At 65.7% G+C, this 17,937-nt stretch carries 19 protein-coding genes; 6 read left to right on the plus strand and 13 right to left on the minus strand.

The window, feature by feature from the left end; all coding sequences use genetic code 11:
* Positions 1 to 5: 5 nt before the first annotated feature.
* Entirely contained in the window at positions 6 to 809 is an 804-nt protein-coding gene (locus KHY18_RS14930; protein ID WP_213301313.1) for an exodeoxyribonuclease III, read from the minus strand.
* Between the two features lie 11 nt (positions 810 to 820).
* Here KHY18_RS14930 and pyrE point away from each other — a divergent pair, with 11 nt between their 5' ends.
* Both pyrE and KHY18_RS14940 read left to right on the plus strand, forming a co-directional pair.
* The gene (pyrE, locus tag KHY18_RS14935) at positions 821 to 1,531 is read left to right on the plus strand and encodes an orotate phosphoribosyltransferase (protein WP_213301316.1); all 711 of its coding nucleotides are present in this window, start codon (positions 821 to 823) and stop codon (positions 1,529 to 1,531) included.
* Positions 1,532 to 1,539: 8 nt separating this feature from the next.
* Positions 1,540 to 2,181 carry a DUF4124 domain-containing protein gene (locus tag KHY18_RS14940; RefSeq protein ID WP_213301319.1) on the plus strand — a complete coding sequence of 214 codons (642 nt, stop codon included), beginning with the start codon at positions 1,540 to 1,542 and terminating at the stop codon, positions 2,179 to 2,181.
* Positions 2,182 to 2,188: 7 nt separating this feature from the next.
* Here the strand turns inward: KHY18_RS14940 and KHY18_RS14945 are convergent, their stop codons facing one another.
* The 8 genes from KHY18_RS14945 to gatC form a co-directional block, all read right to left on the minus strand.
* Positions 2,189 to 2,563: a hypothetical protein gene (locus tag KHY18_RS14945; RefSeq protein WP_213301322.1), complete on the minus strand. Its 375-nt coding sequence runs from the start codon at positions 2,561 to 2,563 to the stop codon at positions 2,189 to 2,191.
* 49 nt (positions 2,564 to 2,612) lie between these two features.
* Positions 2,613 to 3,764 (minus strand): GTP pyrophosphokinase, encoded by a 1,152-nt coding sequence (locus tag KHY18_RS14950; RefSeq protein WP_213301325.1) that lies wholly within the window; start codon positions 3,762 to 3,764, stop codon positions 2,613 to 2,615.
* 85 nt (positions 3,765 to 3,849) lie between these two features.
* Positions 3,850 to 4,083 carry a hypothetical protein gene (locus tag KHY18_RS14955; RefSeq protein WP_213301328.1) on the minus strand — a complete coding sequence of 78 codons (234 nt, stop codon included), beginning with the start codon at positions 4,081 to 4,083 and terminating at the stop codon, positions 3,850 to 3,852.
* A gap of 233 nt (positions 4,084 to 4,316) precedes the next feature.
* Positions 4,317 to 4,601, minus strand: coding sequence for a hypothetical protein (locus KHY18_RS14960; RefSeq protein WP_213301331.1), 285 nt, complete (start codon positions 4,599 to 4,601; stop codon positions 4,317 to 4,319).
* Between the two features lie 232 nt (positions 4,602 to 4,833).
* Positions 4,834 to 5,943 (minus strand): HPP family protein, encoded by a 1,110-nt coding sequence (locus KHY18_RS14965; RefSeq protein WP_213301334.1) that lies wholly within the window; start codon positions 5,941 to 5,943, stop codon positions 4,834 to 4,836.
* Between the two features lie 80 nt (positions 5,944 to 6,023).
* Complete coding sequence (gene gatB, locus KHY18_RS14970; protein ID WP_213301337.1) at positions 6,024 to 7,469, minus strand: Asp-tRNA(Asn)/Glu-tRNA(Gln) amidotransferase subunit GatB; 1,446 nt, start codon at positions 7,467 to 7,469, stop codon at positions 6,024 to 6,026.
* Between the two features lie 23 nt (positions 7,470 to 7,492).
* Positions 7,493 to 8,995, minus strand: a complete 1,503-nt coding sequence (gene gatA / locus KHY18_RS14975; RefSeq protein WP_213301340.1) for an Asp-tRNA(Asn)/Glu-tRNA(Gln) amidotransferase subunit GatA — start codon at positions 8,993 to 8,995, stop codon at positions 7,493 to 7,495.
* Positions 8,996 to 9,007: 12 nt separating this feature from the next.
* Positions 9,008 to 9,307 (minus strand): Asp-tRNA(Asn)/Glu-tRNA(Gln) amidotransferase subunit GatC, encoded by a 300-nt coding sequence (gatC, locus tag KHY18_RS14980; protein ID WP_213301343.1) that lies wholly within the window; start codon positions 9,305 to 9,307, stop codon positions 9,008 to 9,010.
* A 211-nt stretch (positions 9,308 to 9,518) separates the two neighbouring features.
* Here gatC and KHY18_RS14985 point away from each other — a divergent pair, with 211 nt between their 5' ends.
* The 4 genes from KHY18_RS14985 (at position 9,519) to mrdA (ending at position 14,317) form a co-directional block, all read left to right on the plus strand.
* Complete coding sequence (locus KHY18_RS14985; protein WP_213301347.1) at positions 9,519 to 10,562, plus strand: rod shape-determining protein; 1,044 nt, start codon at positions 9,519 to 9,521, stop codon at positions 10,560 to 10,562.
* A 95-nt stretch (positions 10,563 to 10,657) separates the two neighbouring features.
* Positions 10,658 to 11,668: a rod shape-determining protein MreC gene (gene mreC / locus KHY18_RS14990; RefSeq protein WP_213301350.1), complete on the plus strand. Its 1,011-nt coding sequence runs from the start codon at positions 10,658 to 10,660 to the stop codon at positions 11,666 to 11,668.
* On the plus strand, positions 11,665 to 12,183 hold the full coding sequence (gene mreD, locus KHY18_RS14995) for a rod shape-determining protein MreD (protein WP_213301353.1): 519 nt from the start codon (positions 11,665 to 11,667) through the stop codon (positions 12,181 to 12,183). The genes mreC and mreD overlap by 4 nt, the downstream gene beginning before the upstream one ends.
* A gap of 49 nt (positions 12,184 to 12,232) precedes the next feature.
* Positions 12,233 to 14,317, plus strand: coding sequence for a penicillin-binding protein 2 (gene mrdA, locus KHY18_RS15000; protein WP_213301356.1), 2,085 nt, complete (start codon positions 12,233 to 12,235; stop codon positions 14,315 to 14,317).
* A 14-nt stretch (positions 14,318 to 14,331) separates the two neighbouring features.
* On the opposite strand, the gene KHY18_RS15005 is transcribed toward mrdA, so the two are convergent.
* From KHY18_RS15005 to KHY18_RS15020, 4 genes are all read right to left on the minus strand, one after another.
* A complete protein-coding gene (locus tag KHY18_RS15005; RefSeq protein WP_213301359.1) occupies positions 14,332 to 15,072 on the minus strand; it encodes an amino acid ABC transporter ATP-binding protein in 741 nt (246 codons plus the stop codon).
* Positions 15,069 to 15,851 (minus strand): amino acid ABC transporter permease, encoded by a 783-nt coding sequence (locus KHY18_RS15010; RefSeq protein WP_213301362.1) that lies wholly within the window; start codon positions 15,849 to 15,851, stop codon positions 15,069 to 15,071. Before KHY18_RS15010 ends, KHY18_RS15005 begins: the two co-directional genes overlap by 4 nt.
* 24 nt (positions 15,852 to 15,875) lie before the next feature.
* Positions 15,876 to 16,649, minus strand: coding sequence for an ABC transporter substrate-binding protein (locus tag KHY18_RS15015; protein ID WP_213301365.1), 774 nt, complete (start codon positions 16,647 to 16,649; stop codon positions 15,876 to 15,878).
* Positions 16,650 to 16,819: 170 nt separating this feature from the next.
* On the minus strand, positions 16,820 to 17,578 hold the full coding sequence (locus KHY18_RS15020) for a TSUP family transporter (protein ID WP_213301368.1): 759 nt from the start codon (positions 17,576 to 17,578) through the stop codon (positions 16,820 to 16,822).
* Positions 17,579 to 17,937 lie beyond the last annotated feature (359 nt).

A 17,937-nucleotide genomic window follows, 5' to 3' on the forward strand; every position in this document is an offset into this window, starting at 1 on the left:
TGCGACTACAGCGTGAAGTCGTAATCCACCGTGATAGGCGCGTGGTCCGAGAACTTCACATCCTTGTAGATGTGCTCGGCGCGCGCCAGCGCGGCCATGGCTGGCGTTGCGAGGTGGTAATCCAGGCGCCATCCCACATTGTTCGCATAGGCCTGGCCGCGGTTGCTCCACCAGGTGTAGCAAGCGTCGGTGGTGTCGGGGCAAAGGTGACGGTAAACGTCAATCAGGCCGCCGGTAGGCTCGCTTGTGTGCAACAAAGTTGTCATCCAGCTGCGTTCCTCGGGCGTGAAGCCGCTGTTTTTCTGGTTGCTGCGCCAGTTCTTGAGGTCGTTGTTCTGGTGGGCGATGTTGATGTCGCCGCACAGAATGAACTCGCGCTCGCCCTTCATGCGCATCAGGTGCAGGTGCATTTCGGCGAGAAAGCGGAACTTCGCGCCCTGGCGCAGTTCGCCCGACGAGCCGCTGGGAAAGTACGAGCTGATGATCGACAGCTTGCGCGTCGGGGTGTCGAAACGCGTTTCGACATAGCGGCCTTCGGCGTCGAATTCGGGCGAGCCGAAGCCGATCACCACGTCGCTGGGTTCATGCCGGCTGTAGACGCCGACGCCCGAATACCCCTTTTTCTCGGCAAAATGGAAGTGCCCGCGCAAACCGGCGAGCACTTCGAAGCGCCCGGCTATATCAGCGGCCTGGGCCTTGACTTCCTGCACGCAAATACAATCCGGCGCAGTGGCCGCGATCCAGGACTCGACGCCTTTGGTCGTGGCGGAGCGGATGCCGTTGAGGTTGAGGCTGGTTAATTTGAACAAGGATGGATCCAATGGTGATAGGTGACGCGCGTCAGGACGACAAGAATCTTTTGGCGCTGGAATTTGTACGGTTTGCCGTGGACGCAGGCGTGCTGCGCTTTGGCGAATTCAAGACCAAGGCCGGGCGCATGAGCCCGTATTTCTTCAACGCGGGCCTGTTCGATGACGGCGCCAAAATGGGCCGGCTTGCAGAATTCTATGCAAAAGCGATCATCGCCAGCGGCGTCGAGTTCGACATGGTCTTTGGCCCGGCCTACAAGGGCATTCCGCTGGCCGCGACCGTCGCCGTGGAACTCGCGCGCCAGGGCCGCAATGTGCCGTTTGCCTATAACCGCAAGGAAGCCAAGGACCATGGCGAGGGCGGCAGCCTGGTCGGCGCCCCGCTCAAGGGCCGGGTACTGATCATCGACGACGTGATGTCGGCGGGCACGGCGGCGCGCGAATCGATCGCGCTGATCCAGGCCGCGGGTGCGATTCCCCATGGCGTGGCGATTGCACTGGACCGCCAGGAAATGGCCACCGAGAACGGCCAGGACGTGCCGCACAGCGCGGTGCAGTATGTACGCAATCAGCTGGGCATGCAGGTGTGCACCATCGCCAACCTGGCCGATTTATTGCTTTATCTGGACCAAGGCAGCGGTGATGCAGGACAATCCATGCAGGAACACCATGCGCGCGTACTGGCTTATCGCCAACGCTATGGAGTCAACGACAAAGGTTAATCCGGTTCATGCAGTGGGTGTCCATCATCGCGAGTTTCCTGGGGCTGGCGTCCGCTTTGGTGGCGGCTGCGGCAATGGCGGCCAATCCGCCGGAAGCCGGCATTTACAGCTGTACTGATGCCCAGGGCCGGCGGCTGACCGCCGACCGCCCGATTGCCGCCTGCGTCGATCGTGAACAGCGTCTGTTGGGACCTTCGGGCGTGGAGCGCGCTCGCCTGGGCCCGACACTGACCGAGGCCGAGCGCGAAGCCCAGGCCGCGCAGCGCCGCCAGCAATTGCAGGCCGAGCAGCGCGCCAAGGACGAAATCCGACGCCAGCGCGCACTGGCCTACCGCTATCCCGACCAGGCCGCGCACGATGCAGAACGCGCGGCGGCGATCGCCCAGATCGACGATGTATCGGCGCTGGCGCACCGGCGTGTGGACGATCTGCGCACCGAGCGCCGCAAGCTCGACGCCGAAATGGAGTTCTACGCCAAGGAACCGGCGCGCGCGCCGGCGACGCTGCGCCGCCAGCTCACGCAAAGCGACGAGGCCCTGGCCGAACAGCAGCGCTATCTCGCGGCCCAGGAGCAGGAAAAACGCCGTCTGAACCAGCGCTTCGACGCCGAACTCGCACAGCTGCGCCAGCTGTGGGCGTCTCCGCCCTGAGTTGCTTTCAGCGCGGGCTGCGCTTGCCGCGCTGCTGTTCTGTCTTGAGCAGGCGCAGCACCAGCTGCAGCATGAATGCCCCGCCCCAGGCGATCGCGCCGATGAACAGCGCCAACGACACCAGCGTATCGGTGCTCATCAGCTGCGCCAGCGCCGCGTCGGTCAGAAACCGTCCATAGCCCGAATAGGCGGCATAGCCCCACCAGACCAGCGCGCCCATGGCATAGCTCCAGGCAAGCCGCCGCGCCGTGCGCCCCTGCGGCGAATCGGCGAGCACGGCCGAGGCCGCGCGCTGCACGCGCCAGACGGCGGCCAGCGTGATGAAAAGCGCGGCCAGCACGGAGGCATAGAGCCGGGCAAAAGGGTATTCAGACCAATCCATGGGGCAAGAGCATAAACGCTGGCGCAGCGTCCACGCTCGGGCGGGCACTTCAATGCGCCGGCGCAGTATCCGGTTGCTGGGTTGCCAGCCAGCGCTCGAACGCCTGACGCATGTCGGCACCCAGCAGGTGCTGGAAGCTGCGCTTGTCGCTGAGGTACATGCAGTGGCGAATCATTTCATACGGCCCCATGGCGTCGCCAGGGTGCAGCAGTTCGAACTGCTTCTTGTAATCCTTGACGGTGCTGATGTGCGTGCGCATGCTCTGGTTGAAGCCGGTGCGCGTGAGGCCGGGGCGGAAACTGTTGATTTCCTGGGTGAAGCTGTCGACCTTGTGCGGCGCAAACTCGAAGCCGTTGAAGAAGTGGTTGGCGATGCGCAGAAAGCCGAACGCATCGAGCTGCTGGCCGCGCGTGGCAGACGGCGCGCTGGCGAGCGCGGGCGTGGAGCCATCTTCGTCGTGGGAAGTATCGCTGGAACGCGGCGGCGGGGCGCTGGGCTCCTCCTCGGCCTCGAGCTCGAGGTAGGCGTTGGGGCTTTCGGCCTCGGCCAGTTCCTGCGCGGTGGCGTCGCGGATTTCGCGGAATTCGCGGTCGGCGAGCTCGAACAGCGCGGCCAGCGTGTTGATGCGGCGCTTGAGGCTGCCGGGAATCGATTTCTTGTACTTGATCTGGTGATCGAGCACGCTCCACGAGTCCTGGATGATGGTGCGAATCTGCACTTCGACGCGCGAGTCGGCATAGGACGCGTACTCGGGCAGGCTGCGGCGCGCCGCGCCCAGGCGCAGGTCCAGGTGCAGGCCCTTGTAGCCGAACTCGCCTTCAGTGCTTTCGAGCGAGGCCGACTTGTCGGTGGTGTCTATGACTTCGAAATGCTCGGACAGCACTTTCTTGATGCGGTGCACTTCATCTTCGTAGAGGCACACGATGCGCAGGCCGATCAGGTCGGTCACATGCTCCTGGATCGTATAGGGCTGCTGCGCGGCTTCGAGCGCCAGCAGGTATTTGCTCTGGAACTTGTGGATGCACTCTTCCCTGTCCTTGACGCGCGCTTCGATCTTAGACAGCTGCAGTCCCGGGACCTGCTTGAGCAACGAGCGAGCGAGCGCCGCAAAAGTCTCCTTGGCCTCGTCCAGCGTATCGAGGTGCTGGTCGTAGAACTGGCGAAAGAGCTTTTTCTCAAGCTTGAAATCCAAAGAGGGCATAGAAAAGGGGGATCCTGGGGAAAAAGGGGAAGGGTCGCGGCGCTGGGCGGCGACCCATTGGGTGCAAGCCGGGGGGCTTGGGGGTTTAAACCGTACGCCAGACCGTGGCGCTGGCGCTGCCTTGTGCGGGCAGCGCGTGGATTCCCAGCACCGAAGCGTGGCGCTGGAGCTGTTCCTCGATCAGCGCAACCTCTTCTTCGGAGGCCGCGCCCTGGCTGTACTCGCTGGCGATGCCGGCGGCAGTGAACGAGGAGGCGTCAAACTTCTGCACGATGTGACGGAGCTTGTCGAGATCGAGCTGGGCAATGGTGGTACTCATGGCGGTATCCCTTTCTGTCAACGCAATCAAACCCGTTGCGACCTGCAGGCCGCTGCATTCGCATAGTGTAGGTCACTGCGCGCAAGGCCGGGAGGCCTGGATCGGCGGACGCGGCATCCACTTACGCCGGGGAACGCGGGCGATGGTCCAGAAGGCCGCAACCTCATCGAGGTTATCGGATTGCCAGAATCTTGGGAGCTTTGCCCAGGGACCGTGCTGACACGGCCGTGTAGCTATTCGGTCTTGGCCAGTTCGTCCATGAGCGCTTCGCGTATCAGCGACGCGATGCGAATCGCCAGATCGCCGCTGACCTGCCAATGGCGCTGGTTGACGGACACCACGAAGCCATGCGCCATGTCAGGCACATGGCGGCTCAGGGCGTAGCAGATCGCCCGTTCACGCACGCCCGCCAGACGCGCTTCGGGCACGGAGGCCGGGCCTTCCATGGCCTCCGGGTCCAGGCCGGGCGTCCACATGCTCTGTTGGGTGAGGTGGTTGGGGGCGAAGAGTGCGGACATACGGAGGCTCCTGATAGCTGAACGTAAAGCGGTGGCGCGAACGAAAAATTCCGGTTTTCCTGATTCGCATACAACTTCGCAACATCCATGCCACCCGATATCGGCGCATCCCCGTACTCCGTTGGTTCGCTAAGTGGTTGATTTCATTGGCGTATCGCAAGCGCCGCGACGCGCGATGCGCCGCGGCGTTACGTTGCTTGTCACGTTACCTGGGGGGTAACGTCGGTCGGGCCTAGCGCAGTTTCAGCAGCGCGCGGATCACGTCGGTGCGCGTGATCAGACCTGCGAGCTGGTTGCCGCGCAGCACGGGAATGAAGGCCACGGTGTGCCGGGCCAGCGTGCCCAGCAGTTCGCCCAGCGGCGTGGCTTCCTGCACGCAGATCTCGGGCGCGCGCATCAGCTTGCGCACGGTGGCCGCGGGCGTGCGCGGGCGCAGCAGTTGACGCCAGCGGCTGCGCCGGTGGCCTTCCCAGAGCCAGTCGAACAGGTCGGAGCGCAGCAGCAGGCCCAGCAGTTCGCCTTGCGGTCCTACAACGGGCAGGCTCTTGACCAGATGACGGTGGAACAGATCGGCGACGGTTTCCAGCGAATCCGTGGGCGCGACGGTCAGCAGCTGGGCCGACATGACTTCGCCGCAGGTCACGGCCGCGAAGCGCCGCTGTATCGCCTGCTCTTCGGCCGCGGCCAGCAGTTCGCCCAGATCATCGGGGCTCAGGTTGTACGACTGGTCGAAGCGCGTGAGCAGCGCCGCGAGATCGTCGTTGCTCAGCGCCAGCCGGCCCGCAGTCGGCTGGCGCGCCTGTGCGGGCGGCGTGCGGCGCAGCGGATAGGTGCGGCGCGTCGCGCGGTGGTAGAAAACGCCGGCCAGCACCAGTGCCAGCGTCAGCAGAAAGACCGTGGCGATCAGATGCCAGCCCAGCGGCACCAGCTTGGCCGCGGCCAGCACGACCAGCAAGGCCATCGCCCCACCCGGCGGGTGCAGCGCGCGGCACAGCAGCATCACGGCGATGGCGCCGCCCACGGCCAGGGCTTCGGGCCAGGGACTGGGAAGGTGGGGCAGGGCGGCGAGCAGCAGCAAGGCCCACAGCGCCGACAGCGTATTGCCCATGATCGCCGGCCAGGGCTGGGCCAGCGGGCTGTTGGGCACGGCGAACACCAGCACGGCGCTCGCGCCCAGCGGCGCGAACAGGAACAGCAGCTTGTCGGCCGCACCGAGCCAGACCAGCAGCCCGGACAGCGCCAGGCCCAGGGCCGCGCCCAGCGAGCTGTGCAGCAGTTCGCCGCCCGAAGGGCGCTGGGCCAGCGGGCCCCAGCTGCCCAGGATGCGCGTGAGAGATTGCATGACTACGGGGCCACGCCGCAAGGCGCGGCCCGGAAAAGCGGCGCCCGCGGCCCTGGCAAGCAGGGTGCGGGCGCGGGAACTCAGGCGAGTTTTGCCTTGAGCAGGTCGTTGACTTGGCCGGGGTTGGCCTTGCCCTTGGAGGCTTTCATCACCTGGCCGACCAGCGCGTTGAACGCCTTGTCCTTGCCGGCGCGGTATTGCTCGACGTTGCCGGGGTTGGCGGCGATGACTTCGTCAATGATGGCTTCGAGCGCACCGCTGTCGTTCATCTGCTTGAGGCCCTTGGCTTCGATGACAGCATCAACGTCGCTGGCTTCGCCGTCCCACAGCGTCTCGAACACCTGGCGCGCGGCGTTGTTGCTGATCGTGCCGTCGGAGATGCGGCCGATCAGCGTCGCCAGTTGGGCGCTGCCCACCTTGGCGTCGGCAATGCCGATTTCCTCGGTGTTCAGGCGGCGCGAGATTTCACCCATGATCCAGTTCGACGCCAGCTTGGCCTGGCCGCAGGCCTTGGCCACGGCTTCGAAATAGCTGGCCATGTCCTGGCTTTGCGTCAGCGTGGTCGCGTCGTACTCGGGCAGACCGTAGTCGGCGACAAAGCGCGCGGCGCGCTGGCGCGGCAGCTCGGGCATGCCGGCGCGCACTTCGTCGACCCAGCTTTGCGCGACGACGAGCGGCGGCAGGTCGGGGTCGGGGAAGTAGCGGTAATCGGCCGCGTCTTCCTTGGTGCGCATGGACCGGGTTTCGCCCGTGTCGGGGTTGAACAGCACGGTGGCCTGCTGGATGGTGCGGCCGTCCTCGATCTCCTCGATCTGCCAGCGGATCTCGTAGTCGATCGCCTGCTGCATGTTCTTGAAGCTGTTGAGGTTCTTGATTTCACGGCGCGTGCCCAACGGGCCGCCGGGCTTGCGCACGGAGACGTTGGCGTCGCAGCGGAAACTGCCTTCCTGCATGTTGCCGTCGCAGATGCCTATCCAGGTCACGATCTTGTGCAGCTCGCGCGCATATGCCACGGCCTCTTCGGTCGAGCGCATGTCGGGCTGGGTGACGATTTCGAGCAGCGGCGTGCCGGCGCGGTTCAGGTCGATGCCCGACTGGCCGATGAAGTCTTCGTGCAGCGACTTGCCCGCGTCTTCTTCCAGATGGGCACGTTCCAGGCGCACGGTCTTCTTTTCCTCGCCGAGGAAGAACGACACTTCGCCGCCCTGCACCACGGGAATTTCAAACTGGCTGATCTGGTAGCCCTTGGGCAGATCGGGGTAGAAGTAGTTCTTGCGCGCGAAGATGCTGCGCGGCGCGATCTTCGAGCCCAGCGCCAGGCCGAGCTTGATGGCGCATTCGACGGCCTTCTTGTTCATCACCGGCAGCGTGCCGGGCAGGGCCAGGTCGACGGCGCAGGCCTGGGTGTTGGGCTCGGCGCCGAAGGCCGTGGCCGCGCGGCTGAAGATCTTCGACTGGGTCGCGAGCTGGGTATGGGTTTCGAAGCCGATGACGACTTCGTAGCCGTGAATGAGTTTGGCAGTCATGGGTAAGTGGTTCTCCCGCGTGATTACAGGGCCAGGCCGGCCGGTTGGCGCAGGTGGAAGTCGGTGGCTTGCTGGAAGCGGTGGGCGGCGTTGAGCAGCTGGCCTTCGCGGAAGTAGTTGCCGATGAGCTGCAGGCCCACGGGCATGCCGCCGGCGCCGAAGCCCGCGGGCAGGCTCAGGCCGGGCAGGCCGGCGAGCGATGCGGGCAGCGTGTAGATGTCGGCCAGGTAGTTGGCCAGCGGGTCGCTCTTGGCGCCCAGCTCCCAGGCCACCGTGGGCGCGGCCGGGCCGGCGATCACGTCGCAGTGCTGGAACGCGGCCTGGAAGTCGTCGGCGATCATGCGGCGGATCTTCTGCGCCTGCAGGTAGTAGGCGTCGTAGTAGCCTTCGCTGAGCACATAGGCGCCGATCATGATGCGGCGCTTGACTTCGTCGCCGAAGCCCTGGGCGCGCGTCTTCTTGTACATGTCGACCAGGTCGGCGTAGTCCTTGGCGCGGTGGCCGAACTTCACGCCGTCGAAGCGCGACAGGTTGGACGACGCCTCGGCCGGGGCCAGGATGTAATAGACGGGAATCGACAGCTCGGTGCGCGGCAGCTGGATGGGCACGAGCTTGGCGCCCAGCTTCACGTATTCCTGCAGCGCGGCGTCCACGGCCGCGCGCACGTCGGCCGACAGGCCGTCGCCGAAGAATTCTTCGGGCACGCCTATGCGCAGGCCCGCGATGTCGTTGTTCAGCGTGGCGCCGAAGTTCTCGACCGGGCGGTCCAGCGACGTGGAGTCACGGTCCAGATCGGGGCCGCACATGGCGCTGAGCAGCAGCGCGCAGTCTTCGGCGCTGCGCGCCATCGGGCCGGCCTGGTCCAGGCTCGACGCGAAAGCGATCATGCCGTAGCGCGAAGCGCGGCCGTAGGTGGGCTTGATGCCCGTGATGCCGCAGAACGATGCGGGCTGGCGGATCGAGCCGCCGGTGTCGGTGCCGGTCACGGCCGGCGCCAGGCGCGCGGCCACGGCCACGGCCGAGCCGCCCGACGAGCCGCCGGGAACGCGCGACAGGTCCCAGGGGTTGCGCACCGGCGCGGGGGCATCGAAGCCTATGGGCGCGACGGCCGAGTTTTCGTTGGCCGAGCCCATCGCGAATTCGTCGCAGTTGAGCTTGCCCAGCGTCACGGCGCCGGCTTCGGCCAGGCGCGTGACCACGGTCGCGTCGAACGGCGACTGGTAGCCGGCGAGCATCTTCGAGCCGGCCGTGGTGGGGAAGTCGCGCGTGACGAAGATGTCCTTGTGGGCGATGGGCACACCGGTCAGCGTGCCCGCATTGCCCGTGGCCAGCTGCGCATCGGCGGCGCGGGCCTGGGCGAGTGTGGCTTCTTCGTTGAGCGCCACATAGGCACCCAGCGTATGCTGCGCCTTGGCGCGGTTCAGAAAGTGCTGGGCGGTCTCGACGGCGGAAACCTGGCGGGTGCGCAGCTGTTCGGCGAGCGCGGTGACGCTCAGATCGTGCAGATCGGTGGAATGCGAAGTCATGCGGGGAAAGCCTTACTCAATCACTTTGGGAACCAGGAACAGGCCGCGTTCGACGGCCGGCGCGTTGCGCTGGTTGGCTTCGCGGTTGTTCGGCTCGCTGGCAATGTCCTCACGCAGGCGCAGTTGCACGTCTTCGATGGCCGCCACGGGGTGGGACAGCGGCGCGACGCCCGAAGTGTCCACCGCCTGCATCTTCTCGACGATGCCGAAGAAGCCGTTGAGTTGTGCGAGCATGCGCTCACTCTCGGTGGAAGATAGTTCGAGCCGTGCCAGATTGGCGATGCGCTCGATGTCTTGAGAGGTCAGTGCCATAGGGTTTTAGAAAGAGGAAACCAGAAGTAAAGCTGTGATCCGGGTCAAGTCGGCAGGGGTTATTCACAGGGGATACGGTATTATCTCGGCTTTGCCGCATTACCATCTTTTGAGGCGGTATTTGCAGCATTGAACCCAATTGCACTCCCACCCCCCCTGATACCTGGCGATGGCCGGCCGACGCGCCGACCGTGCCTGAGAGGACTTTTGAATGTTCGGAGCTTTCCGTCGGTATTTCTCCACCGACCTGGCCATTGATCTTGGCACAGCAAATACGCTTATTTTCGCCCGCGACAAGGGCATTGTCCTGGACGAACCCTCGGTAGTCGCGATCCGCCACGAAGGCGGGCCGCACGGCAAGAAGGTGATCCAGGCCGTTGGCCGCGAGGCCAAGGCCATGCTCGGCAAGGTGCCAGGCAACATCGAGGCCATCCGCCCGATGAAAGACGGCGTCATTGCCGACTTCGTCATCACCGAGCAGATGATCAAGCAGTTTATCAAGATGGTGCACCCCCGGAACATTTTTGCTCCGAGCCCGCGCATCGTCATCTGCGTGCCCTGCGGCTCGACCCAGGTCGAACGCCGGGCGATCAAGGACGCAGCCGAAGCCGCGGGTGCGCGCACCGTGCGCCTGATCGAAGAACCCATGGCCGCGGGCATTGGCGCCGGTCTGCCGGTGTTCGACGCCTCGGGCTCGATGGTCGTCGACATCGGCGGCGGCACGACCGAAGTCGGCGTCATTTCGCTGGGCGGCATGGTCTACAAGGGCTCGGTGCGTGTCGGCGGCGACAAGTTCGACGAAAGCATCATCAGCTACATCCGCCGCAACTACGGCATGCTGATCGGCGAGCCCACGGCAGAACTGATCAAGAAGCAGATCGGCTCGGCTTTCCCCGGCTCCGAAGTGCGCGAGATCGAAGTCAAGGGCCGCAACCTTTCCGAAGGCGTGCCCCGCAGCTTCACGATCTCGAGCAACGAAGTGCTCGAAGCGCTGACCGAACCGCTCAACCAGATCGTCTCGGCCGTGAAGAACGCGCTCGAGCAGACTCCGCCCGAACTCGGCGCCGACATCGCCGAGCGCGGCATGATGCTGACCGGTGGCGGCGCACTGCTGCGTGACCTCGACCGTCTGCTGGCCGAGGAAACCGGCCTGCCGGTGCTGGTGGCGGAAGAGCCGCTGACCTGCGTGGTGCGCGGCTGCGGCATGTCCCTGGATGAGCTCGATCGCTACGGAAGCATTTTCGTCAGCGAGTGAACCAGGCTGCTTTGCGGCGGGGGGCGAGAAGTGAATGACATGCAGGCGCACGATTTTTCACTGCATGCGACGCATGCAGCGCAGGGGCACGTCTGATGCCTTTGGGATCCGTTGATCGGCGCGTGCCCTCGTTGTTTCGCCAGGGCCCGTCGCTGCTGTCGCAGCTGGCTTTCTACAGCGCCCTGGCGCTGTTTCTGATGGTTGCCGACGCGCGCTTCAAATTGACCGAGCCGGTGCGCCAGGTCGTGGCCAGCGTGCTCTACCCCGTGCAGTGGCTGGTGATCCAGCCCGTGTCCCTGATCCATCAGGGCACCGAATACATGCAATCGATGGAACAGGCCCAGGCGCAGGCCCGTGCCGCCGATCAGCGCCTGGTCCAGGTCGCGCAGAGCGCGCATCTGGCGGAGCAGCTGCTCGACGAGAACCTGCATCTGCGCGCCCTGCTCGCGCTGCGCGAGCACCTGGCGAGTCCGGGCCAGGCCGCCGAAGTGGTGCACGACACGCCCGACCCCTATACCCGCCGCGTGGTGATAGACCGCGGCCAGACTTCGGGCATTGCGCTGGGCTCGCCAGTGCTCGATGCCAATGGCGTGCTGGGCCAGGTCACGCGGGTCTATGCGCTGCGCAGCGAAGTGACGCTGCTGATCGACCGTGACCAGGCGATTCCCGTTTTCAACCCGCGCACCGGCGCGCGCAGCGTCGCCTATGGCGACCCTTCGCCCGGCGGCGGCGGCAACATCGAACTGCGCTTCGTGCCCAGCAACGCCGATGTGGTCGACGGCGACCTGCTGACCACCAGCGGCGTCGATGGCGTCTATCCCGCGGGAATTCCCGTGGCGCGCGTGCTGCGCGTCGAGCACCGCGCCGATTCGGCGTTTTCGCGTATCTATTGCGAGCCCATGGCGCGCGTGCAGCAGGCGCGTCACGTGCTGGTGCTGCCGCCCGTGGTGGCGCTTGAAGATGCTCCCACGGCGCAGTCGCCCGCTGCGTCCGCGGCCAAGCCGGCGGCTCCAGCCCGCGCGGCGGCCGCTAAACCCGCCGAGAAACCCGCCACGCCCGCGCCTGCCCCGGCAGCCGCGCGCGGCCGTCAGGAGAATCCGCGATGATCATGCCGCGTGGTCAACCATTGCTGCTGCCGGTCAATCCGGTGTTCATGGGCGCGAGCCTGGTCGCGGCCCTGGCCATCAACATGCTGCCGCTGGGCCGCGTCGCCTGGATGCCCGATCTGCTGATGATGCTGATCGCGTTCTGGAGCGTGCACCAGCCGCAGCGCGTGGGCATGGGCCTGGCCTTCATATTCGGCCTGTGCATGGATGTGCAGCACAGCGCATTGCTGGGCCAGCACGCGCTGGTCTATTGCCTGCTGGTGTTCGGTGCCGTGAGCATGCGCCGCCGCCTGCTGTGGTTCAGCCTGCCGGTGCAGGCGCTGCAGATGCTGCCGCTGTTCTTCATGGCGCATGCGGTGGCTCTGGTCGTGGGTCTGCTCAGCGGCGGAGTGTTTCCCGGCTGGAGCATGGTCATCGCCCCGTTGGCCGAAGGCCTGCTCTGGCCGTTGATCAGCATGGTGCTGCTCGCACCGCAGCGGCGCGCGCCCGACGCCGACGAAAACCGGCCCCTGTAAACATGCTGCGCATGATGCCCTGGCCTGTCCGCTGCGCGAGGTGCGCCGCATGATGGAAGTCATCGACTCCGAAGTCGAACAGTCGCGTTTCCGGCTGCGTATCTGGGTGGTCGCGGCCGTGGTGCTGCTCGCGTTCTGCCTGCTCGTCTGGCGGCTGCTGGTGCTGCAGGTGGTGCGCCACGAAGACCTCGCCGAACGCGCCGAAAGCAACCGCACGGCGGTCGTGCCCATCGTGCCCAACCGCGGCCAGATTCTCGACCGCAACGGTGTGGTGCTGGCCACCAACTACGCGGCCTATACGCTGGAAATCACGCGCTCCAAGGTCAAGGACCTCGAAGCCACCATAGACGAACTCGCGACGCTGGTCGAAATCACGCCGCGCGACCGGCGCAAGTTCAAGCGCCTGGTCGACGACTCGAAGAATTTCGAGTCGCTGCCCATTCGCACGCGGCTGAGCGACGAGGAAGTCGCGCATTTCGCCGCCCAGCGCTACCGTTTCCCGGGCGTGGACATCAAGGCGCGGCTGTTTCGCTCCTACCCGCTCGAAGAGACCGCGAGCCATGTGATCGGCTATATCGGCCGCATCAACCAGCGCGAAAAAGAAGCACTCGAAGACTCCGAGAATGCGGCCAACTACCGCGGCACCGAAGTCATAGGCAAGCTGGGCATAGAGCAAAGTTACGAACAGGACCTGCACGGCCTCACGGGCTGGGAGCAGCTCGAGACCTCCGCGGGCGGCTATGCGGTGCGCAAGCTCGGCAGCCGCGCCGCGACGCCCGGCGACAGCCTGGTGCTGTCGCTCGACATCCGCCTGCAGCGCATGATCGAACAGCTCTACGGCAATCGCCGCGGCGCGCTGGTCGCGATCGACCCGCGCAACGGCGAAGTGCTGGCCATGGTCAGCCGTCCGGCATTCGATCTGAACCTGTTCGTCGACGGCATCGACCAGGAAAGCTGGGCCCAGCTCAATGAATCCATAGACCGGCCCATGCTCAACCGTGCGCTGCGCGGCACCTATCCGCCGGGCTCGACCTACAAGCCGTTCATGGCACTGGGCGCGCTCGAACGCGGCGCGCGCCGCACCGACAGCATCACGCAGGACAACGGCAGCTGGACTTTCGGCGGCCATACGTTCCGCAGCGGTCACCCCAACGGCCCGGTCGACCTGCACCGCGCGATCGTCAAGTCGAGCAATGTGTATTTCTACCAGCTGGCCAACGACATGGGCGTCGATGCGATGCACGACTTCATGAAGCCGCTGGGCTTCGGCCAGATCACGGGCCTCGACGTGCGCGGCGAAGTGCGCGGCGTGCTGCCCAGCCAGGAGTGGAAGCGCAACACCTACAAGCGCCCCGAGCAGAAGAAATGGTATGCGGGCGAAACCATTTCGCTGGGCATCGGCCAGGGCTACAACAACTTCACGCTGCTGCAGCTCGCGCATGCGACGGCGACGCTGGCCAACAGCGGCGTCAAGCACCAGCCCCATCTGGGTCTGGGCAAGATCGATGCGCTGACCCGGCGCTACCAGCAGCTGGCCCAGCCCGCGGGCATAGACCTGGGCTACAAGCCGCAGAACGTCGAAGCCGTGCGCCGCGCGGTCGCGGCGGTCACGGTCGACGGCACGGCACGCGGCATTTTCGCGGGTGCGCCCTATACCTCGGCCGGCAAGACCGGCACGGCCCAGGCGGTGAGCGTGGGGCAAAAAGACAAGTACAACGCAGCCAAGCTCACCGAATACCAGCGCGACCATTCGCTCTACATGGCCTATGCGCCGGCCGACAAGCCCACGATCGCGCTCGCGCTGATCGTCGAGAACGCGGGCTTTGGCGCGGCCGCCGCGGGGCCGATCGCGCGCCGGGTGTTCGACTACTGGCTGCTGGGCCAGTACCCCAGCGAGGAAGACATCGCTTCGGTGCGTTCCGGCCAGGCGCGCCTGCCCATGGGCCAGCCGCGCCGCGCGAACGATATCGCCGTACCCGCCGACAGCGTGTCCGTCGAAGGCCTGCCGCGCAAGGCACTGCCCGATCCTTTCCCCGCGGCCGCGCCCGTGGATGGCGGCGCACGCCCCGCGGCAGCGGCGCAGAAGCCGCTTATTCCGGCCGCGGCTGCGGTCGGCTGGATACCGGAAGACTGAGCCGCGGCCCGCGGCTATCCGCCCATGCGCCCAATGAAGGCCCGAATGCGGTCATTGGCCGGCTGACCGAAGAACTCGGCCGGAGGGGCTTCATGGGCAATGCGCCCCTGGTCGAAAAACAGCACGCGGTCGGCGACTTCGCGCGCAAAGCCCATCTCGTGGGTGACGACGATCATGGTCATGCCGGCGCGCGCGAGTTCGCGCATCACGTCCAGCACTTCCTGCACCATTTCCGGGTCCAGCGCCGAAGTCGGCTCGTCGAACAGCATCACCTTGGGGTGCATCGCCAGCGCGCGCGCGATCGCCACGCGCTGCTGCTGGCCGCCCGACAGCTGCCACGGGTACTTGGCGCTGTGCTCCTGCAGGCCCACGCGGCGCAGCAAGGCCATGGCCTGGGTGTTGGCCTGGGCGCGCGGCGTGCGGTGGATGCGCCGCGGCGCGAGCGTCAGGTTGTCGAGCACCGTCATGTGGCCGAACAGGTTGAACTGCTGGAACACCATGCCCACGTCGGTGCGCTGCTGTTGCAGCGTCGCCTCGTTGGACCCGACGGGCACGCCGGCAATGGTGATCGTGCCGCTGTCGTGCGGCTCGAGCCGGTTGATGGCGCGCAGCAGCGTCGACTTGCCCGAGCCCGAGGCGCCGATGATCACGCTGACTTCGCCCGTGCGGAACTGCGTCGAGACGTCGCGCAGCACCGGCTGCGCACCGAACGACTTGCAGACCCGGTCGACGACGATGTAGGGCGCGGCACTCATTGCGAACGGCCTTCGATGTCGAAGCGGTATTCGATGGCCTGGGTCGCCTGCGTGACCAGCGTGGTCAGCACCAGATAGGTCAGCGCCACCGTGCTCAGCGTGGCGATGGGCTGGAAAGTCTGCGACTGCAGGCGGTTGCCCACATTGGTCAGCTCGACCACGCCGATCGCATAGGCCAGCGACGAGTCCTTGAGCAGCGCGACGAAGTTGCTGACCAGCGGCGGCAAGGCCATCTTGAACGCCTGGGGCATGACCACGTCGAGGAACACATGGCGCCGGCTCAGGCCCAGCGCGCGCGCGGCTTCGGTCTGGCCCTGGGGCACGGCCAGCAGGCCGGCGCGAATCGCTTCGCTGTTGTAGGCGCCCGCATTGAGTCCCAGAGCGAGCACCGCGGCTTCGAACTCGGGCAGGCGCAGGCCGGGCACGAGCATGGGCAGCGCGAAATAGACGAACAGGATCTGCACCAGCAGCGGCGTGCCGCGTATCACCCAGAGGTAAAAGCGCGCGCCCCAGCGCAGCAGCGCCCAGCGCGAAGTGCGCGCCAGCGCCGTCGCCGTGCCCAGCGCCAGCCCCACGGCGCCGCTGACCAGCGTGAGCCACAGCGTGGTGCGCGCGCCCTCGGCAAATATCTCTGCGCTCGAGCCTATGGGTTCGGGCAGCCAGGAAAACAGCCAGCCCAGCGTGGCCATGACCAGCACCAGCGACAGCAGCGCCGCGACCAGCGTCGCATTGCTGCGCTGCAGGCGCGACCAGTGAGCGGGCCGGAAAGCGATGGACATAAGGGCCTTGCGGGCAGCGCCGGGTCAGCGGCCGGCGGGGCAGCGGATATCTTCCTGGAAGTATTTCTGCGCCACCTTGGCATAGCTGCCGTCGGCCATCACGGCCTGCAGCGCCTGCGACCAGGCGTCGGCCAGGCCGGTGTTGCCCAGCGCCATGGCCGCGGCAATGCGCTCGACCGTCACCATTTCGCCCATATGAAACCCGGCCTGGGGCGATTTGCGCAGCAGCTCCTTGGCGATGAAGCGGTCGGTGACCATTGCATCGACGCGCTTGGAAACCAGCGCGCTGCGCGCATCGGTGTCGCTGGGAAAGTTCTTCACCGCCCGCACGCCCGGCAGGCGCTGCACTTCGGCCGCATAGGTGGTGCCGGTCTGCACCGCGACCACTTTGCCCGCGAGGTCGCTGGCGCGGCGCAATTTCGGCGCCATCGAGACAATGGTGCCGCCCGAGCAGTAGTGGGGTGCGGCGAAGGTCACGGCCTTGGCGCGCTCGGCGGTGATCGCGTGCGAGGCAATGGCCACATCCCAGCGGTCCTGCTGCAGGCCGGTGAGCAGCGCGTCGAAGCTGAGCGTTTTCCATTCGGGCTTGAGGCCCATCTTCTGCGCCACGAGTTCGGCGATTTCGACTTCAAAGCCCGTGAGCTGCTTGCCCTGGAAGAAATTGAACGGCGCGTAGTGGCCTTCGGTGGCGATCCGCAGCGTGCCGTCCTGGCGCACGGCCTCCAGCGGCCTGGCCTGGGCGGCGCTGGCGGCCACGCACAGCGCGACCGCAAAAGTGACGATTGGCAGAAATTTCATGCGCATCTCCTGGAACCAGGGCCCGGACCCTGTGTCGCCATGATGGCGCGCGCCGCAAGCCCGGCGCAACATACTAAAACCGGAATTCCTTGCCATACAAGGACTGTGGTCGTTGCGAGCGCTTGCTTACTTGTCTGCGTTCGGGCTTTGTTAAGGCCCGTTGCGCGGCTTCAGCGCAGGAACGCGTCGTAGCCGGTCTTGAGGATCAGAACGCTGACCACGAGAATGAAGATGCTGCGCACAAAGCCCGTGCCGTGGCGCAAGGCCATGTAGGTGCCGAGCATGCTGCCCATGACATTCGCCAGTGCCAGAGGGAGCGCGAAATGCCACCAGACATGGCCCTTGAGGCTGAACAGCACGATGGCCGCGACATTGGTCGCGATGTTGAGCAGCTTGGCCGAGACCGAGGCGTTGAGAAAGTCATAGCCCAGCAGGCGCACGAACAGGAACACGAAGAAGCTGCCCGTGCCCGGACCGAAGAAGCCGTCGTAGAAGCCAATGACCAGGCCAATGGTGCAGGCGACCAGGGTTTCGGCGCGGCCCGCGAAGCGCGGCGCGTGGTTGCGCCCCATGTCTTTCTTCAGCAGCGTATAGGCCAGCACCAGCACCAGCACCACCGGCAGCAGCTTGCGCAGGAAATCGGAGGAGATGACGGTGACCGCCCAGGCGCCCGCGAACGAGCCGGCAAAGCTGATCACGATCGCCGGCGTCAGCGCGGCCCAGGGAATGCGCACGCGCCGACCGTATTGCCAGGCCGACATGGTCGTGCCCCAAACGGAGGCACTTTTGCCCGTGCCCAGCAGCGTGGCCGGGGGCGCATGGGGAAACGCCGCGAAAATCGCCGGCACGAGGATCAGTCCACCCCCGCCAACGATGGCATCGACAAACCCGGCCAGCATCGAGGCCAGCGAAACAAAGAGCCATTCCATAGGGGCGAGATTGTCGCACCGTCAGGGTGCATGCCCATGTATGCAGCGACCAATAAAAAAGCGCCGGACTGGGCCGGCGCTCTGTAAAGGCATCTCGCTGTATGCTTTTTGAATATTGGTCTATTTCTATGTCGAGTAGTGTCTCCTCGGCCCCTCTTCGTCGCACCGAGGTGCACTTGAGTGGTTGGACTGTAACGCTTGCACTCGCTTGGTGCATTGGGAGTTTCCCGGAGTGAACGGGTATCCAGGGGAGTGCATATGTGTATTTAGTGTGACTTTTTGCAAATAAAAGCGCGCTTCTGTATCTGTTTTGGCACGCCCTGTGCTTGCGTCTCTGTCAGCAACCACTCTTCCCGGAG

This window comes from Acidovorax sp. CCYZU-2555 (assembly GCF_018413525.1).
Classification (GTDB): Bacteria; Pseudomonadota; Gammaproteobacteria; order Burkholderiales; family Burkholderiaceae_C; genus Comamonas.

Coding starts and splice junctions, on each gene's coding strand:
- pyrE (WP_213301316.1), top strand. CDS start 821: ATGGTGATAGGTGACGCGCGTCAGGACGACAAGAATCTTTTGGCGCTG.
- KHY18_RS14940 (WP_213301319.1), top strand. CDS start 1,540: ATGCAGTGGGTGTCCATCATCGCGAGTTTCCTGGGGCTGGCGTCCGCT.
- KHY18_RS14945 (WP_213301322.1), bottom strand. CDS start 2,563: ATGGATTGGTCTGAATACCCTTTTGCCCGGCTCTATGCCTCCGTGCTG.
- KHY18_RS14950 (WP_213301325.1), bottom strand. CDS start 3,764: ATGCCCTCTTTGGATTTCAAGCTTGAGAAAAAGCTCTTTCGCCAGTTC.
- KHY18_RS14955 (WP_213301328.1), bottom strand. CDS start 4,083: ATGAGTACCACCATTGCCCAGCTCGATCTCGACAAGCTCCGTCACATC.
- KHY18_RS14960 (WP_213301331.1), bottom strand. CDS start 4,601: ATGTCCGCACTCTTCGCCCCCAACCACCTCACCCAACAGAGCATGTGG.
- KHY18_RS14965 (WP_213301334.1), bottom strand. CDS start 5,943: ATGCAATCTCTCACGCGCATCCTGGGCAGCTGGGGCCCGCTGGCCCAG.
- gatB (WP_213301337.1), bottom strand. CDS start 7,469: ATGACTGCCAAACTCATTCACGGCTACGAAGTCGTCATCGGCTTCGAA.
- gatA (WP_213301340.1), bottom strand. CDS start 8,995: ATGACTTCGCATTCCACCGATCTGCACGATCTGAGCGTCACCGCGCTC.
- gatC (WP_213301343.1), bottom strand. CDS start 9,307: ATGGCACTGACCTCTCAAGACATCGAGCGCATCGCCAATCTGGCACGG.
- KHY18_RS14985 (WP_213301347.1), top strand. CDS start 9,519: ATGTTCGGAGCTTTCCGTCGGTATTTCTCCACCGACCTGGCCATTGAT.
- mreC (WP_213301350.1), top strand. CDS start 10,658: ATGCCTTTGGGATCCGTTGATCGGCGCGTGCCCTCGTTGTTTCGCCAG.
- mreD (WP_213301353.1), top strand. CDS start 11,665: ATGATCATGCCGCGTGGTCAACCATTGCTGCTGCCGGTCAATCCGGTG.
- mrdA (WP_213301356.1), top strand. CDS start 12,233: ATGATGGAAGTCATCGACTCCGAAGTCGAACAGTCGCGTTTCCGGCTG.
- KHY18_RS15005 (WP_213301359.1), bottom strand. CDS start 15,072: ATGAGTGCCGCGCCCTACATCGTCGTCGACCGGGTCTGCAAGTCGTTC.
- KHY18_RS15010 (WP_213301362.1), bottom strand. CDS start 15,851: ATGTCCATCGCTTTCCGGCCCGCTCACTGGTCGCGCCTGCAGCGCAGC.
- KHY18_RS15015 (WP_213301365.1), bottom strand. CDS start 16,649: ATGAAATTTCTGCCAATCGTCACTTTTGCGGTCGCGCTGTGCGTGGCC.
- KHY18_RS15020 (WP_213301368.1), bottom strand. CDS start 17,578: ATGGAATGGCTCTTTGTTTCGCTGGCCTCGATGCTGGCCGGGTTTGTC.